A 16,557-nucleotide genomic window follows, 5' to 3' on the forward strand; every position below is an offset into this window, starting at 1 on the left:
AATCGAGCATCGTAGGTGATTATATATCGGGGCAGCTAAAAACGATCAAGGCCCAAGGGCTTAAAGATGACTTCATGCAGCCTCTCACATGGTATCATGTTCCGCTCCTTGGCTCAAAACCACCGTTCCTACTCGACCGTCACGCTTTTTGCCAGGTTTCGCGGTTGGTCGACATCGCAACCCCTTAATTTTGCGATGTAATATGACAACAATTGAAGCGGTACTACCGCCGGTATCGCCGAAAGATGTTCGGATGTTTCAGGAACATAAAAGACATAGTCGGCATGGGAGTTGATCTCGTTATCGCCTTCGGTCGCTACCGCGACTACATAAGAATCGCGCGCCCTAACCTCCTGGATATTGCTCACGACTTTCTCATAGGTGTGCCCTTGCGTTGCGACCGCCACAACCGGTACGTCTTTGTCGAGAAGCGCGATCGGTCCGTGCTTCATCTCTCCTGCCGCATAGCCCTCGGCATGAATGTATGATATCTCTTTGAGCTTGAGCGCCCCTTCCATTGCCACCGGGACACCGATGCCACGTCCTAAAAATAAGAAGCTCCTGCAATCAACAAAGCGCTTGGCGCATTCCTCAATCCGCCTAATACCGTCTTTATCGGCGAGCAGCGCCGCCACCTTGTCGGGAATGCCCTTGAGCTCATTCACCCGCATATCGATCTCATCCTGAGACATGGTGCCGCGCACCTGCGCGAGATAGAGGGCGAGCGTATAGATAGCCGCCATCTGTGATACCAGCGTTTTTGTCGCGGCAACACCGATCTCCGGACCGGCGTGGGTGTGAATGGTGCCGTCGGCTTCGCGGGTGATACTGCTCCCTACCACGTTGCTGATCGCAATTACCTTGGCACCCCTTAGCTGCGCTTCGCGAAGGCTTGCCAGCGTATCCGCGGTCTCGCCCGACTGTGAAATGGTTACAACGAGCGTTTTATCGTCAATTATCGGATTGCGGTAGCGAAACTCGGATGCGACATCAACTTCAACCGGTACTTTCGCCCAGTTCTCGATAATGGTCTTGCCGACCAGACCGGCGTGATACGACGTGCCGCAGGCGACAATAAATATTTTATTGGTTGCTTTTACGATGTCCTCATCAAGGTTCGATGTGCTGTCGAGCACAACTTTGCCGTCACGGAAGCTACTGCGAATCGTCTCGCGCACTGCAGCCGGTTGTTCGTTTATCTCTTTGAGCATGAAATCGTCATAGCCGCCCTTCTCGGCGGCCTCATCATCCCAGTGTACTGTGAATATCTCGCGCTCGATCGCCACATCATCGATTGTGCAGATCTTAACCGAATCGCAGGTAACCTCGGCGAGTTCATCATTGCTTAAAAACATGATGCTTCGCGTATTTTTAAGAATTGCCGGAATATCGGAAGCGATGAAATTTTCCCCTTCGCCGATACCCAGAATAAGCGGGCTGTCTTTGCGTGCAGCGATGATTCTATCAGGCTCTTTCGTGTTGATGACTGCCAGCGCAAACGAACCGATAATCTCACGGACGGCAGCCCGTACAGCTTCAAGCAAATTGCCGTCGTATTTCTCTTCGACAAGGTGGGCGACCACTTCGGTATCGGTCTCAGATTTAAAAACGTGCCCGCGGCTTTTGAGCTCGTCTCTTAAAGTTAAATAGTTCTCTATAATGCCGTTATGCACGACTGCGATATTCCCCGAGCAATCGAGATGCGGGTGCGCATTTTCTTCCGACGGTTTACCGTGCGTAGCCCAACGAACGTGGCCGATGCCAACCGCCCCGGGAAGTGTTCCTCCATCAAGCGCCATCTCGAGCTCACTGAGCTTCCCTAAACGGCGTAGAATGCTTATTCCGCCGTTTAATACCGCTATGCCTGCCGAATCATATCCTCTGTACTCGAGGCGTTTTAGACCATTAATAAGAATCGGTACGGTGTCTTGCTGACCGATATATCCGACTATTCCACACATAGGGTCTCCCTTCGTGATGTAAAGCGTGCGACAACAAATCTAGCGCGTGGCACATCAAAACATAAAAAATAGGGGATTACTGCTAAGATCCGGCGAGGACATGACTGTGCCGGTTTCTTTGCCACTTGATAATTCTTTGTCCCAGTGGTCACCCTCCGGTTTTGTGGTTATCATAACGACCGTGGCCGGCCGAGAGGCACCCGCCGAATGCTCGTTTCCGAGCTTCTCGATTAACCTCTTCCTCGTCAACTGCGTAAACCTGCTCTGACTAATTCAATACTACGCAGTTCTGGCGCTTTTACTTCCCCTATTCACTTACAACACAATCTGCCGTTACTTTTTAGACACCACCTCTATCATCTACCCGTTACGGCGCCCATTTGAATTATACCTGTTTTCTTATTCTATAAAACCTGTCCATAAGAACTGAAAAACTGGTCAAAGGGCCTATCAAGCTATTAATATACTACTACTTTTTACCGCTGGAATCCAGCTTCAGAGGCAGCTATGCGCTTCTTGCTGAGGCTCTATTTTTTTCCTCTAGCCGAGCTCCGCTTTAATAATTTCGGCGATACTATTTGCGATTGCCTGGGCGCTTTCGCTGCTCTTACTTTCAATCATGACGCGAATTAGCGGCTCGGTTCCGGAAGGCCTGACGAGAACACGACCGGTGTCTTTAAGATCGGCTTCAGCCTTCTTCATCGCTTCGTGAATTGACGGAATCTCATCCCAACCATGCGTATCCTTGACTTTTACGTTTACCAGAACCTGCGGCAGCTTCTCCATGATTTGCTTTAGCTCTGAGAGTTTCTTGCCGCTCTCTACCATAACCGATGCAAGTTGTAAGGCTGTAATAATACCGTCTCCGGTTGTGTTGTGATCTAGGAAAATGATGTGCCCGGACTGCTCGCCGCCGATATTAATCCCACGTTTCAGCATTTCCTCAAGTACATACCGGTCGCCGACACGGGTTTTCACCACATCAACGCCGTACTCTTTCATCGCCAAGTCAAAACCTAGATTTGCCATTACCGTAGTTACAATTGAATGTTTTGGCAGCGATCCGGTTTCTTTCATATGGGCCGCGCAGATAGCCATTATATAGTCGCCATCGACGACCTCGCCGTTCTCATCGACAGCAATAACCCTGTCGGCGTCGCCGTCATGAGCAAACCCCAGGTCGATATCGTGCGTTGTAACAATCTCCTGGATGTAGTCGATATAGGTCGACCCGCAATTGAAATTAATATTGGTGCCGTTCGGCTTAGTATTAACCGCCATTACGTTGGCGCCGAGCTGCCTGAAAACGCTCGGTGATACCTGGAATGCCGCGCCGTGCCCGCAATCGATCGCCATTTTCAAGCCCTCGAGAGACCCGCCAACGGTGTTGACGACATGATCGATATACATATCTACAGCCCGGGGGTTTCTCTCGATTCTGCCGAGGTGAGGACCGACAGGAAGCTCTTTTGATGTGTTCATTGTTACTTCGATCTCATCCTCGACATCATCCGGGAGCTTGAAACCATCAGGGCCGAAAAACTTAATTCCGTTGTATTCGGCAGGATTGTGGGACGCCGAAATCACAACACCACCCTTGGCTTTCAGAGCGCGCGCCAGGAACGCAACCGTCGGTGTGGGCACCACGCCCACCTGCAGGACATTCGAGCCGACAGAACAGATACCGGCCGACAGAGACGCTTCCAGCATATCGCAGGATATGCGGGTATCCTTTCCTATGATAAAGGTGCCGCCGCCTTTTCCCCCACTCAGCACGGTAGCCCCAGCCTGCCCCAGTTTAAAAGCCAACTCGGCGGTTAGATATTCATTGGCGATTCCACGAACGCCATCGGTTCCAAAAAGCCGCGACAAACTGCACCTCCAGGTTATATAAAAAGAAGTTTCCTACTATAGTTGGAAACTACATTCATGCTTCCGGTTTCTGGTTTAGTATACCATTTACGCTTTGCGTCTAACAAAGGCCCCTCGTTCACGAGATGAAAACCTTATTACAATAAGGGGACGTCATTGCGGCAAGCAACGCCTCATATCCCGGTGTAAAAGTTATAGCATCGCCGACCGTATACGTACGGTTGGTATCGGTTACATCGACTACCAAGTGGTCGCTACTGCGTCGCAGGATTTCTATACCGCGGCCTACCGGTTTTAGGTATCCTTCAGAGACATCTTGCCGCCCGATCGCAAGAATCGCGCGCTTGCGAAGCGTACCGCCGTTATCGGGCACCGGTTTTTCTTTCAATTCGATAATTTCAGCCTCGACAACTATCGCATCTTGAAAAGTCTGAGGTATAGGGCTAAATCCGGTCGTTTCCTGCCCGAGCAGGACGGCCTCGCCAAAGCGAAACTGGTTGACGCCGTGCGGAATTGCTCCCGATTCGATAAGCTTCCATGCGCTGGAGTTCCCGCCCGATATCAATGGGAGGCTGAGACCAAGGCGCTCGCGAAGGTTTACGGCACTGCCGGTAAGAAGCTCGAGCATCCCAGGTGTCGGAGGGACCCCTTGCAGACATGCGACATTGGTGCCGATGCCCGCAATAGTAATGTACGGCAGCTCCGCCGCCCGCTGTATGAACTCACACAGGTCTTGCGACAGCACGCCCTCACGCAAATCCCCGGTTTCAACCATGACGACAATCGAATATGCTTTACCAAGCTTTTGTGCGGCTGCCGATAGGTTCTTAACCGCTTCAAGCTCAGAGACAAGCGCGACATCGGTAATCTCGACGGCTCGCCCGCACTCATCTTTCATCGGCTGCCTGAGCATCATAATCGGAACATCAAAACCGTTTTTCTGCTGTTTCTCGAAATACAGGCGCTCCAAGTTCGCCAGCCGCGAATCTGCAATGGCGTTCACACCGCCTCTTATCATAGCGAGAGCTACTTCGGGGCTTCCAAGACATGCCTTAGTAACACCGACAACACACGCCGCGTTTTTGCTGCATATTGCAGCCAGCACTCTCGCATTGTGCTCGATTTTCGAAAGATTGACAGTAACGGCTGGAAACGCCACAAAATCACCTCAAAATAAAAAGAGGTTAAAGAAGCTCGCTTCTTTAACCTCTCGCAATTCGAACGTATTACCTCTTGGAGAACTGTGGACGCTTGCGGGCTTTTTTCAAGCCATACTTGCGGCGTTCTTTCATCCGCGGATCTCGGGTTAGAAGACCGGCTTTCTTAAGCTCGGTACGGAAACCTTCATCTGCTTCAAGCAGCGCTCTTGCGATACCATGGCGAAGTGCGCCGGCTTGGCCACTGACCCCGCCACCGGCGATGGTTGCGACAACATCGAACCTACCGTTGGTGCCCGTCGCATCAAACGGCTGCTGGATCAATATTTGAAGCGCCTTGCGACCAAAATACTGCTGGAGGTCTTTGCCGCTTATAATAAACTGTCCCTGGCCCGGCATTAAACGGACTCGGGCTACCGCATCTTTTCTGCGGCCTGTTCCGTAGTAAACAACTTTATCAGCCACCGATTACTCTCCTTCCGCCCTGAGGTCTAGAGTTTTTGGCTGCTGGGCGGCATGTGGATGTTCCGTCCCTGCATACACTTTTAACTTCGTGAACATCTGCCGACCGAGGCTGTTCTTTGGCAACATACCCTTAACTGCCAGCTCGATGACTCTCTCTGGTTTGCTCTTGATCATTCTCTCAAAGGTGATCTCTTTGAGACCGCCCGGGTAGAGAGAATGACGATAATACATCTTGGTCTGCGCTTTGCGCCCGGTTAATGCGACTTTCGCTGCATTAAGAACAATTACGTGGTCGCCCGTGTCCATATTGGGCGTGTACATCGGTTTGTGCTTCCCTCTCAGAATTGTAGCGATCTGAGTCGATAAACGGCCGAGCGGAACGCCAGCCGCATCAACCACAAACCACTCGCGTTCAATATCCTTTGGCTTGGCCGAATACGTCTTCATTTCTCCTCCAACTACGTATGTAAAAGCTTTTGTGTACTTTATAACGCTACTCTTGCAACCATCATATACTATACAAAACCGCAGCAAATGTCAACACAGCACAGTTATCAACCACGGTATGATTGAGATCAAACTAAATACTACGACGCGGCAACGTGCGCTTTACAAATAGTATTGTAACATTCATTTATGCATAATCGATAAAACGAGTGCTCTCTACACGAACCGCGCAAATACTTCGTTGCCTAGCAGCAGTCCTTTTTTGGTTAGCTTGAGTGTGTTATCACTTAGCCCTACCAGGCCTTTCTCAACCAGCTCATCAACTTGCGGCCCATACACATCGCGCACCGATATGCCGAAATGATCTTCAAACTCACCCAAATCGACTCCGCTTAAAAGCCGAAGACCGAGAAACATGGTCTCACTCATCATCTCGGTACTGCTAAGCTCTGTTTGTTCCTCAACTACCGAGACAGTGGCTGCCAATGCAGCATGGTCCTGAACGACCGGGCTGCCAACCGCTTGGATATATTCATTAGGTTCTGCGATATTCCTGAATCTTTTATTCCCAATCTTTGAATGCGCACCGGCCCCGAGGCCAAGATAATCGCCGTATTTCCAATAGACCAGGTTGTGCCGGCACTCTTTACCCGGTTTCGCATAGTTTGAGATTTCGTAATGTATGAAGCCGGATTCCTCCAGCGAGTCCATCGTGTATAAGAGCATATCTGCTTGCACATCATCATCGGGTACGCTGATTAGCCCGCATTGGATTTCCCGTTCCAACGGCGTGCGCGGTTCAACCGTGAGGCTATAACATGAGAGATGCTCGGGCTCAAGCGAAGCTGCCTGTTCTAAGGTTACCGCCCAGTGTGCGAGCGTCTGTCCCGGCAGGCCCGAGATTAAATCGATATTTATATTTTCAAAACCTGCTTTCCGGGCTCGATAAAACGCATCGACGGCCTGCTGCGCGGTATGCTTCCTACCGATCAATTGCAGTAATTCATCATCGAGCGCTTGAAACCCGACGCTGAGACGATTTATTCCACTGTTTAAAAGCCGCTCTAAAACATCACCGGTAATTGTTTCCGGATTTGCTTCGATCGATATCTCGGCTTCACCTGCAATTTCAAAACGCGATCTTAAAGCCGCCGTGATCCGTGATATGTGCTCCGGCTTAAGAAGCGTAGGAGTACCGCCGCCAAAAAAAACCGTATCCACGGGATTACCGGCAAGCAATGGGGCTTGCGTTTCGATCTCGCGAATAAGCGCATCAATATATGTATCATGAATTGCTCCGAACCCCGCAAATGAATTAAAATCGCAATACTTGCACTTTTGCTTACAAAACGGGATGTGGATATATATAGCAGGCATTTTTAACACTTTCTTGGATTTTTGCAGATTATCTCAGATTTCCCCGGACAATGCTAGTTGAAGCCGGCGACACCTCGTTATAACTGCGCCGGCAACGGGTTTACCCAAAAACCTTGACTCTAAACCTAGAGTACGAGATAAGATAGAGTAGAAAGTTAGCGCTTTAAAGCTTTGTAGCATTGGGGGCAATAATGGGAAACGTACAAAAAAAAGATACCTGGTTGAATTCCGTACCGCTTGATCTTGCCGCAGGTTTCGGCGTCTACTTTTTGTTTACCCGGGTAGGAAGCCTGCTGCTCACGCTCTTGCTGGCAGTCTTTGGCGCCAGGGCTTCACAGAATCCACTAGCATTTCTCCTTATCCAGACGATCCTCCTTGTAGCCGGGGTTGCGTTTGGCGCTACTGTCACCGGTTGGTTTTCCAAAGACAACGGGGCACGTCGCGGTTTAGTGATAGCCATAGTCGTTGTTCTTTTTGATGCTTCTACTGTTCTTATCCAGCTGCTCAGCTTCTTCCTATCTACCGGAAGCCTTTCAGGATACCAGTATCCGCTCGGAGGTATCCACGTCGATCTTGACCTCATAACATGGGCTCTCGCCCTCTTTGCGGGATGGTTTGGCGGGGATTACGGAGCGAAAGTTGCGCGCGGCGAGATACCGGCACCAGATAAAGCGGCAGGCAGCGATAACGTTTCAAGCAGTGAGACCACAGAATCGACGAATGAAGCTGGACAAAACGCGGGTCCTGCTGAAACGTCTGAGGAGCATTCCGCTACGGATAATACGGATGGCACGCCTGGCGAGGACAACTAATACATTTATTCGCGTGGTAGAATAATCGGGCCGGGTTTGGCGCTATCTTCCTTCAAGGAAACGGCTTCCGTGGGGCATGCGTTAACGCATACGCCGCAACCTCTGCATGCGTCTGCATTGATATTGACGGATTCATCTACCTCTATCGCGCCGAAGTGACACACGCCTGCACAGACGCCGCAATGCATACACTGGGCATCATCGATATGCGCGGTAAACCCGGATGAAGAGACGAGGTCAAACCCGTACGAGACCGCCTTCAACCCAAGACAGCAGCACCCGCAACAGTTACAGATCGAATACAACCTGTCGCCGGCGACGTCTTTAAACCATGCCGTATGAACCCGCCCGCGTTTGTGCTCCCGCTCGAGAATTTCAAGCGCTTGCGTGACGTTAAGGCGCTTTGCATTACCCTTTTTATGCTCGATTACAAAATCGACGAACGGTTCTCCTAATACAAAACATACATCAATCGGCTGGCATGGATTCTCGGCAATCTGACGGCACGGGCAATCGATTACCGCAAGATGCTCCGCGTTCGCGAGAATAATGTCGCGGGCCTTTTTATAGGGGAGTACCTGCTCGGGGTTGGTAAGCTCAATAGGTTGTTTTACATCGATAAGGCGCTTCGCCGTCTCGTTCGTAACTACTTTGCCGTGGTGCGTGTGCATTAGACGATTCCCGGCGCCTTGATAGAACCATTGAGGAAATATGCCGGGCCGCTCGAGTACGTACCGTATCGGCTTCAAATAGACCGAGGTCCATTTAAAGTAAAAATAGCTGTGAAGAAAATCATGAACCCGGCGGCCGTGAAATTCCGCCAGCTTTGACGTGCTCTTTTTCCTATGTGCGAATAACCAGCCGGCCACTATGCCGGTAAGGATGATAACCACTCGCATATAATACTTTTTGTTCCTTGTCGAAGCCATAACAGTTATTATAGCAGGTCTAAAATGGATGGCTATAAGCCTTGATGCCGTACATAAAAAGCGCTAAACCCGCACAAAAATCATGCCGAAAATAATATATAAAGCGCTTTTTATTGGGGGTTGGTTACTGTTATAGCGTTAATCATTGTTATAAATGCATTAATGGGCATTTTTGTGGCTCTGTTATACCACCCCAACTCACCACTTAACCTCTTTCCGTATGCACATGTTGAAGAGCTGTGGCTGTGGTCTAAATATGCCATTTTTCTCTCCTCGACCTTGCTCGTATTCACGCTGCTTGCCGTTGACAGCGACCCCCGTGGCCGCGATGTCGCGCGCAGCCTCTCCGCGTTTATCGCGTTTCTTCAGGGCATGATCAACCTGCCGCCGGTCGTATTGTATTTTATCTTCCTGCATGGCGCACAAGCAGCGGAAATATCGACCAGAGGCGGTCACATCATAATTTCCTATACCGAACTGTTTTTACACATGATGCTCGTCATCGTTAGCTTAGCGTCATCAGCTTGGTTGTGCCTCGTCAAAAGGCCTGGTAAGGCTGCGGCCGTGCAAGCCATCCCCATGGTTGACGCCCACGCATAATTAATCCTCCTATGTGGTATTAACTACTATAAATAAGCAGTAGTTTGCTTCGACCAGAGGAATCCCATGAATATTCTCGTAACCGGCGCCGGCGGCGATATCGGCTTGCGCATCGTTGCTATACTTCTACGGCAAGGCCATCATGTAAAGGTGCTTGCTACAACTACGAAAGAGGCGCGAAGCATCCGGTATCCCGGCGTAGAAATCTTCGTGGGTAATGTGAGCGATGCCCGATCGATCAAGGGGATAGCCATCGATACGGACGTGGTTTTTCATCTTGCGGATGCGCTGTTCGTGGCCGACCCCGAGGAAACCCTCCGGCAAATTAATTATGAAGGCACGATCAATATTGCGGAAGAATGTACCGCATCCCATGTAAAGCGGTTTATTTTTCCTAGTATTCCCCAGGTGCTTGGACCGCATAAAACCCCAATGCCTCCGTTAGAACCGGAGGATACGGTAACTCAACCAAGCTCCTTTTATGCCTTGTATAAAAGGCTGTGCGAGCAGCACTTACTCATACTTGGCGAGCAAGGCAAGCTGCCGGTAACAATCCTGCGACTCGGGACGATATACGGCCCGCATACACAGCTTATAAAAATGCTTACGCCCCGTATCGCACGACGTTCGTACCGAATCCCGGGAACCGGCAATACCCTCATCAACCCCGTTCATATCGACGACGTTGTCCATGCTATACTGCTTGCGCTCGGTACTACTCGAGCGTCCGGGCAAATATATAATGTAGCGGATAATATGCCGGTTACATATAAGGAGTTTATCTACGAACTCGCCGGCTTAATCGGTGCGCCGCACCCTAAGAGCACGTCGGTCTCCCTATGCCGCTCCGTTGCGGCTTTTGTGGAAGCCTGGGCCCGTATCACGAAAACGGCGCCGTCCGTCACCAACGATACCCTCACCCTCGGCATGTCGAGCTTTGCTGCGGATACTGTAAAAACCAAGGCTGATCTCGGCTTCACACCGCTTTATCCCACGATCTACGATGGTTTACCTACTTGTTTCGCCCCCGGGAAAGAACGCCGGCCCGGCAAGGTTGCATAGCAAGAGCAACTCATATTTAGCAAATACTCTGCGTTATCCCTGTATTCAAATTGGTAATAAATATTAGAATGCGTAGAGGCAAGAGATTAATAATCTTGGAAGCTGTAAAAGCGCAGTGTACCTTGTTGTAAGGAGCTGTTATGTTAGTGCCAAAACCAGTGCCAGAAGATAAATTCCCGCGTTTCCGTTTTTCGCCGAACTCCAACCGGGCCGATGAGATCGCTTGGCATGAATGGTCAACCGGCGCCTTTGATCAGGCAAAAACGGAACATAAGCCGATTTTGCTTTCAATTTCGGCGGTGTGGTGCCATTGGTGCCACGTCATGGATGAAACGTCGTTCTCCGATGAGAGGGTCATCAACCTTATAAACGACCAGTTTATTCCGATTAGGGTTGATGCCGATCGACGGCCTGATATACAAAGCCGCTATTTGCTCGGCGGTTGGCCGACAACCGCGATCCTTACGGATAACGGTGAGGTTATTACGGGCGGCACATATATTCCCCCGGACCAACTCTTAGAACTTCTCGCGCGCGCGCGCGAATTTTACCAGGAGAACCATGAAGCTCTCGATATGCAGGCAGCCCGGCGCAAAGTCAGGATCACCCAGTCGCAGGAAAACGAACCGGCGGCACATCACAAAACAGATAAAAGACTGGTTAATAAGATCATGCACTCGCTTCTTACGTCATTTGATTCTGCAAACGGCGGGTTCGGAACCGAGCCCAAATTCCCCAACATGCCGGCTACGGAGTTTTTCTTACGCCGTGCCTACCTGGAAGATAATTCCGAGCTGCTCGAGATGGTGGTGCTCACGCTCGACCACATGGCGGCCGGTGAGATATTTGATGCGGTGTGGGGCGGTTTCTTCCGATACGCAACTAAACGCGATTGGAGTAAGCCGCATTTTGAAAAGCTGCTCGGAGAAAACGCCGGGGCCGCTATCGCATATTTACACGCATACCAGGTCTCAGGGCGCCTTCAATTCCGTGATGTGGCCGAGAAAACGCTTGCGTACCTAGACCGCTTTCTCGCCGACCAAGCTCGCGGCGGTTTTGCGGGCAGCCAAGATGCTGATGACATGTTCTACAAGCTCAGTGCCAGCGAACGAGAACAGGCTAAGATGCCTTACACCGACCCGATTGTATATGTCGACCAAAACGCCGTTGCAGTTTCCGCATACATACAGAGCTTTGAAATTACGGGCAATCACGACCAACTGGACTTTGCAGTTAAAACGACCGAATTCTTGCTTAAGCACTGCTTCTCACCCGAATACGGAATGGCTCACTCATACGATGTAGACCCTCATTTCGCCGGATGGCTCGCCGACCAGGCATATATGATAAACGCACTTATCGATATGTACAACGCAACCGGTAGCTACAAGCCTCTCGATAAAGCGAATGAGCTCGCTGAAATCAGCTTAAGGACACTGCGGGCAGACAGCGGCGCATTCTATGACCAGGCGACCGGCGTAGAGCCCGAGCTTGGCGCCCTCTTTATCAAGGACAAGCCCATCAGAGAGAACGCCGTAATGGCTCAGAATCTCTACCGGCTCGCATACCTAACCGGCAACGACGGGTACGAAACGATAGCGATGGACGTCATGGGCGACATAGACCTTGGGGAAATTGATCCCACTCCCTCTGTTGCCGAGTTTGGCCTGGTTGCCGATGAGCTTATAAGCGAACCCGTCATCTTAACAGTAGTCGGCAATAAGGACGATATCGGTACGAATACGCTTCTCCGTACGGCGTGGGCCAGTTATGTCCCCGGTAAAGACATCAGGTTGCTCGATACTGTTCGAGACTTTGAAACGCTGGTAAAGGCCGGCTTTCCGCCTGAGCGGTATCCGGTTCTATATCCGTGCATCGGGCGTATGTGTTTACCGCCGGTCGATACGGCGCACGAGTTCGAAGCAATAATTGCGGATCTTCCCGGGAGGCCTAAGTAGTGTTTGATGTAATCACCGCCGGCGGGGCGACCCGAGATATATTCTTTATCACCGGGCACAGTCGGATTATCCCAGATCCATCGAGTATCGAGGGTGAGCTTCTCGCCTTTATTCTTGGCGCGAAGGTCTCAATCGAAACAGCGCATATCTCAGATGGAGGCGGTGCACTTAATGCGGCAATCGCGTTCACCAGGCTTGGTCTCAACGCGGCACCCTACGTTAACATCGGCAACGATGAGATGGGCCAGCAGATCATCCTCGAGCTCGTTCGGGAGGGCGCGGACGCCGAGTTTATCTGGGTTGACGACAAGAACCGCACCGGAATATCGGTTATCCTCATTCCCGAGCAGGTTAGCGATAGAACCATCCTCGCGTATTCCGGGGCAAACCGCAGTCTGAAGGTGCGGGATTGGCAAAAAATCGAGGACACGAAATGGCTCTATATAAGCCCTTTAAGCAGGCAATCACCGGAACTCTTAAAAGAGCTCGTGGGGTTTGCGGATAAGAAATCAATTAAGGTTGCCAATAATCCCGGTGTAGGCCAGATTGAGCTTGGGTTTGAATACATGTCCGAGGTTTTGCCTTTAATCGAGATCCTGATCGTTAACCGTACCGAAGCAAACCTGCTGCTTCGCCTGAAATATCCCGGAATCAAAGTGTTCGATGATGAAAAACTCGCGCCCGAGCTTGTTGCTATGGGGCCTAAAATTGTGGTAGTGACTTGTGGCGATGAGGGCAGCTATGCCACGGAGGATTCAACAACCTACTATCAAGAGGCGGTACCCGTAAAGACAGTTGACGCGACCGGAGCGGGCGACGCTTTTGGTGCGACGTTCCTCGCGGCCTACTTCATGGGATACGATATTCAAACCTCGATGTACATGGCCTCTATTAATGCAGCATCGGTGGTCAGCAAACTGGGTGCTCAAGAGGGGTTGCTGCGCATGGATGAGATCCGCCGGATTGCTTTAAAGATTGCTTAAGATGTTAGCGGCGCGGCAGCTTTGCCATCCGGCCGTCGAGCATGTAAATAAATGCCAGTATCTCGGCAACAACCGCGTACAGCGCTTCCGGAATCTCGCGACCGAGATCGATTACGCTGAGCGCCTCAACCAGCGCCGGGTCTTCATAAAGCTCGATTCCCTTTTCTTTTGCAAGCTCTATGATGCGCTCGGCGGTATACCCAACGCCTTTTGCAAGTACGACCGGGGCGCCGTCCTTCTCGGAATCGTAGCCTAACGCCACCGCCTTGTTTCTTATGGTTTTCTCCGCAATGTCCTTCTTAGTTTTATCAGTCACAATGCTACGCCTTAATATCTATTCCCTCTTGGGATACGCCGAGCTTGTCTTCAATCAAGCTGCGATCCGGTTCGGGCTTAAGCTGCGCGGCGGATAGCCTGCCGACAATATAGCCAAGCTCTTCCAGGGGGCCCTTAAGCTCTTCAAATAGTTCATCAATGCGGTCGAGCGCCTTTATATTTTCAACTGCCAGTCCGACGTTGATATATGGGTCCGCCACTTCAACGAGCGCACGCGTTGCCCCCAGCGACGGCATATCGAGCGCAAAACCTATCGTGTAAACGGGATTTTGTCCGGATGCTCGTTGCTCGCGAGAGCCTTTAGCGTAAATCTTTACCTCGGCTGTCATGACGTGGTCGCCGACACGGACCGGAATCGGCAGGTAAATAAATTCCCGCGCTTGCGAATCAACCGGTAAATTGAGAAGTTTTATAGTGGTAACCAATTCCAGAAGCCGTTCTGTTGATTGGCTGAGCGCTTTGGCCAAATCGAGCGGAATCTGTGATTTATTTTGCAGCATGCTTTGCGCCTCGAGCAAACGCGCAGTTATATTATCTGCTTCGCCGTCACTCCCGGCAAGATATGCAACGAGATTCGCTTCATGGCTTATCGCCTCAACCATCGAGCGAATGCGAGCCAATACTTGTTTTTTATCACCCGAGTCGACGATAAGTTCATCGATGTCCTGCATGAGCCGGGCAAAATCAAACCCATCAGGTAGTTCATCGCCGGCCATCGCTGTAGCAATCAGTCCTTTGAGTGCGGCGAATTCCTTGCCTGTTTCGAGGTGCGCCCCTTTGATCAACCCGGCGATTCCCTGAAGATCGCCTTGTTTTAGATTTGTTCCTTTGAGCAGATAATCGACCAGATCGTCCTTGCTGTATTTAGCCGGTAGCGCCCCGCGGGTTTGCTCTTTTACCTGCCGCAGCACGATGCGGTCGGGCCCCAGCTCAACCACCATGAGCGATAGTATTTGACCTGCGTTTAAAGAGATATCCGTGGATGCCGGGATTCGCGTACCGCCTATGTTAAGCACCACGCTATTGTTTGACGATGCAACTACGCGTGCCTGGACGGTATCACCGGGTTTCAGCGAGACATCGCTTCCGGTTGCCGTCTGCCCTTTTAGCAGGAGGACTTCTTTAATTCCTGGTAGGCTCAGCCCTCTGATATCCATACGTCTCCGAACCGGTAAAGGGACACTGTTTTGATTATACCGGTGTATCGTCGAAATATGGAATAGTGGATGTTATGTATCACGACAAAACGGGGATAAGTCAAAGCGATAGTGTCTAAGTGTATTCCCATATTATGGTATTTCTGGTAGGATTATCCTATGAGCGATGTAGAAGGTTGGGCTAACTCCCAAAACGACAAGTTAAACCGCATACAAGACCTCATCAGCGAGATTATGGACAACCATAATCGGATGCAGGAGCTTCTCAATGACGCTATTATTAAGTGCCAGGCAGAGCGCGGTGTCCGGGATATCGAGCGATATCTCACCGCAGGCGGGAAATAGCGTCCGGCGCAGCTACTGCGCATTTTTCCGATTAACCTTCCCGGGTATCTTCTAATTGAGTGTCGAGTGTTAATATTTTACAGGGAAGTGAAATACCGCTTGACTCATTCGCCTACTTAAAGGTTAAATTGAAAAATGTAGGGCGAGGAGGAATTATGATGGGTAACAAAGCGTGGAATCTAAAAGGATGCTTAATTCCTATTATCACACCTTTTACCGATGATTATAAAGTTGATGAAGCGGGCTTGAGAACGCTCATTGATTACCTGATCGATGAGCAGGCAGCCGCGGCAATTATCCCGTGCGGCACCACCGGTGAATCACCGACGCTTTCGCACGAAGAGCATATCTACGTTATCAAGATAACGGTTGATGCGGTCGCCGGCCGTGTCCCGGTTATCGCCGGTAGCGGTTCCAATTCGACTCACGAAGCCATAGAGATGACCAAGGCTGCGGAAGACGCGGGCGTCGATGGCACGCTGCAGGTCGGCCCTTACTATAATAAGCCCAGCCAGGCAGGCATCCTCAAGCATTTTGAAGCAATCGCCGATGCGACCGATCTCCCGATAATTTTATATAACATTCCCGGCAGAACAGGCAGAAACATCGAGCCGGAAACGGTTATCAAGCTTGCCGATGTTGATACGGTCGTCGGCATTAAAGACGCCTCGGGCGATATCCTGCAAACCATGAAGATCATCAAGGCTACCCACGCCTCGAATTTCCACGTATACGCCGGTGAAGATGCACTTACATTCTCGCTGTTGTGCCTCGGCGGCCACGGTGCGGTAGCCGCTGTCGGACACGTCATCGGCAAGGAAGTCGACCAGATGGTTAAGCTTGTCGACGCCGGAAGCATCGATTTAGCCCGTACAATTCACTATAAGACGCTCGATCTTGTTAACACGTTATTTATTGAACCTAATCCGGTCCCGGTAAAACAAGCGCTCTCCTGGATGGGACTACCGGCCGGCCCGGTTCGCCTCCCGCTTGTAGAGATGAGCGGCAAAACCAAAGAGATATTGCGAAGCGAACTCATAAAGCTCGGCAAAATCTCGTAAATCAACGGTTTAATAATTCTTAAGCGACTATTTAA

General features: G+C 50.7%; 17 protein-coding genes. 7 read left to right on the plus strand and 10 right to left on the minus strand.

All coding sequences use genetic code 11. The annotated features are described in order from the left end of the window. Window positions 1-128: 128 nt before the first annotated feature. From glmS to hemW, 7 genes are all read right to left on the minus strand, one after another. The gene (gene glmS, locus VGK02_10975) at window positions 129-1,961 is read right to left on the minus strand and encodes a glutamine--fructose-6-phosphate transaminase (isomerizing) (GenBank protein ID HEY3375561.1); all 1,833 of its coding nucleotides are present in this window, start codon (window positions 1,959-1,961) and stop codon (window positions 129-131) included. A 54-nt stretch (window positions 1,962-2,015) separates the two neighbouring features. Continuing rightward, window positions 2,016-2,210, minus strand: a complete 195-nt coding sequence (locus VGK02_10980; protein HEY3375562.1) for a hypothetical protein — start codon at window positions 2,208-2,210, stop codon at window positions 2,016-2,018. Window positions 2,211-2,501: 291 nt separating this feature from the next. Continuing rightward, window positions 2,502-3,833, minus strand: coding sequence for a phosphoglucosamine mutase (glmM, locus tag VGK02_10985; GenBank protein ID HEY3375563.1), 1,332 nt, complete (start codon window positions 3,831-3,833; stop codon window positions 2,502-2,504). Window positions 3,834-3,951: 118 nt separating this feature from the next. Further along, window positions 3,952-4,992: an alanine/ornithine racemase family PLP-dependent enzyme gene (locus VGK02_10990; protein ID HEY3375564.1), complete on the minus strand. Its 1,041-nt coding sequence runs from the start codon at window positions 4,990-4,992 to the stop codon at window positions 3,952-3,954. A gap of 67 nt (window positions 4,993-5,059) precedes the next feature. Continuing rightward, entirely contained in the window at window positions 5,060-5,455 is a 396-nt protein-coding gene (rpsI, locus tag VGK02_10995) for a 30S ribosomal protein S9 (protein ID HEY3375565.1), read from the minus strand. Window positions 5,456-5,458: 3 nt separating this feature from the next. Continuing rightward, the gene (rplM, locus tag VGK02_11000; GenBank protein HEY3375566.1) at window positions 5,459-5,902 is read right to left on the minus strand and encodes a 50S ribosomal protein L13; all 444 of its coding nucleotides are present in this window, start codon (window positions 5,900-5,902) and stop codon (window positions 5,459-5,461) included. Window positions 5,903-6,118: 216 nt separating this feature from the next. Further along, window positions 6,119-7,279: a radical SAM family heme chaperone HemW gene (gene hemW / locus VGK02_11005; GenBank protein HEY3375567.1), complete on the minus strand. Its 1,161-nt coding sequence runs from the start codon at window positions 7,277-7,279 to the stop codon at window positions 6,119-6,121. Between the two features lie 191 nt (window positions 7,280-7,470). Between hemW and VGK02_11010 the strand changes: the two genes are divergently transcribed. Beyond that, entirely contained in the window at window positions 7,471-8,091 is a 621-nt protein-coding gene (locus tag VGK02_11010) for a hypothetical protein (protein ID HEY3375568.1), read from the plus strand. A 5-nt stretch (window positions 8,092-8,096) separates the two neighbouring features. Here the strand turns inward: VGK02_11010 and VGK02_11015 are convergent, their stop codons facing one another. Next, the gene (locus VGK02_11015; GenBank protein HEY3375569.1) at window positions 8,097-8,990 is read right to left on the minus strand and encodes a 4Fe-4S dicluster domain-containing protein; all 894 of its coding nucleotides are present in this window, start codon (window positions 8,988-8,990) and stop codon (window positions 8,097-8,099) included. A gap of 204 nt (window positions 8,991-9,194) precedes the next feature. Here VGK02_11015 and VGK02_11020 point away from each other — a divergent pair, with 204 nt between their 5' ends. The 4 genes from VGK02_11020 to VGK02_11035 all read left to right on the plus strand — a co-directional run bounded on the left by VGK02_11020 (window position 9,195) and on the right by VGK02_11035 (window position 13,623). Then, the gene (locus tag VGK02_11020; protein HEY3375570.1) at window positions 9,195-9,620 is read left to right on the plus strand and encodes a hypothetical protein; all 426 of its coding nucleotides are present in this window, start codon (window positions 9,195-9,197) and stop codon (window positions 9,618-9,620) included. A gap of 66 nt (window positions 9,621-9,686) precedes the next feature. After that, on the plus strand, window positions 9,687-10,682 hold the full coding sequence (locus VGK02_11025) for an NAD(P)-dependent oxidoreductase (protein HEY3375571.1): 996 nt from the start codon (window positions 9,687-9,689) through the stop codon (window positions 10,680-10,682). Window positions 10,683-10,822: 140 nt separating this feature from the next. Beyond that, window positions 10,823-12,640 (plus strand): DUF255 domain-containing protein, encoded by a 1,818-nt coding sequence (locus VGK02_11030; protein HEY3375572.1) that lies wholly within the window; start codon window positions 10,823-10,825, stop codon window positions 12,638-12,640. Further along, window positions 12,640-13,623: a carbohydrate kinase family protein gene (locus tag VGK02_11035; GenBank protein HEY3375573.1), complete on the plus strand. Its 984-nt coding sequence runs from the start codon at window positions 12,640-12,642 to the stop codon at window positions 13,621-13,623. Before VGK02_11030 ends, VGK02_11035 begins: the two co-directional genes overlap by 1 nt. Window positions 13,624-13,627: 4 nt before the next feature. Here the strand turns inward: VGK02_11035 and VGK02_11040 are convergent, their stop codons facing one another. Both VGK02_11040 and VGK02_11045 read right to left on the minus strand, forming a co-directional pair. After that, entirely contained in the window at window positions 13,628-13,939 is a 312-nt protein-coding gene (locus VGK02_11040; GenBank protein HEY3375574.1) for an EscU/YscU/HrcU family type III secretion system export apparatus switch protein, read from the minus strand. 4 nt (window positions 13,940-13,943) lie between these two features. Beyond that, window positions 13,944-15,116 (minus strand): hypothetical protein, encoded by a 1,173-nt coding sequence (locus tag VGK02_11045; protein ID HEY3375575.1) that lies wholly within the window; start codon window positions 15,114-15,116, stop codon window positions 13,944-13,946. A 159-nt stretch (window positions 15,117-15,275) separates the two neighbouring features. Here VGK02_11045 and VGK02_11050 point away from each other — a divergent pair, with 159 nt between their 5' ends. Together VGK02_11050 and dapA are read left to right on the plus strand one after the other, a co-directional pair. Then, window positions 15,276-15,461, plus strand: a complete 186-nt coding sequence (locus VGK02_11050) for a hypothetical protein (GenBank protein HEY3375576.1) — start codon at window positions 15,276-15,278, stop codon at window positions 15,459-15,461. A 155-nt stretch (window positions 15,462-15,616) separates the two neighbouring features. Beyond that, window positions 15,617-16,522 (plus strand): 4-hydroxy-tetrahydrodipicolinate synthase, encoded by a 906-nt coding sequence (gene dapA / locus VGK02_11055; protein ID HEY3375577.1) that lies wholly within the window; start codon window positions 15,617-15,619, stop codon window positions 16,520-16,522. Window positions 16,523-16,557 lie beyond the last annotated feature (35 nt).

The organism is Candidatus Aquicultor sp. (assembly GCA_036504445.1).
Classification (GTDB): domain Bacteria; phylum Actinomycetota; class Aquicultoria; order Aquicultorales; family Aquicultoraceae; genus DASXVE01.

Excerpts from the sequence above, each read along its gene's own strand:
- dapA (HEY3375577.1), top strand. The coding sequence starts at position 15,617 with ATGATGGGTAACAAAGCGTGGAATCTAAAAGGATGCTTAATTCCTATT.
- VGK02_11050 (HEY3375576.1), top strand. The coding sequence starts at position 15,276 with ATGAGCGATGTAGAAGGTTGGGCTAACTCCCAAAACGACAAGTTAAAC.
- VGK02_11045 (HEY3375575.1), bottom strand. The coding sequence starts at position 15,116 with ATGGATATCAGAGGGCTGAGCCTACCAGGAATTAAAGAAGTCCTCCTG.
- hemW (HEY3375567.1), bottom strand. The coding sequence starts at position 7,279 with ATGCCTGCTATATATATCCACATCCCGTTTTGTAAGCAAAAGTGCAAG.
- rplM (HEY3375566.1), bottom strand. The coding sequence starts at position 5,902 with ATGAAGACGTATTCGGCCAAGCCAAAGGATATTGAACGCGAGTGGTTT.
- VGK02_11010 (HEY3375568.1), top strand. The coding sequence starts at position 7,471 with ATGGGAAACGTACAAAAAAAAGATACCTGGTTGAATTCCGTACCGCTT.
- VGK02_11030 (HEY3375572.1), top strand. The coding sequence starts at position 10,823 with ATGTTAGTGCCAAAACCAGTGCCAGAAGATAAATTCCCGCGTTTCCGT.
- VGK02_11025 (HEY3375571.1), top strand. The coding sequence starts at position 9,687 with ATGAATATTCTCGTAACCGGCGCCGGCGGCGATATCGGCTTGCGCATC.
- VGK02_11015 (HEY3375569.1), bottom strand. The coding sequence starts at position 8,990 with ATGCGAGTGGTTATCATCCTTACCGGCATAGTGGCCGGCTGGTTATTC.
- glmS (HEY3375561.1), bottom strand. The coding sequence starts at position 1,961 with ATGTGTGGAATAGTCGGATATATCGGTCAGCAAGACACCGTACCGATT.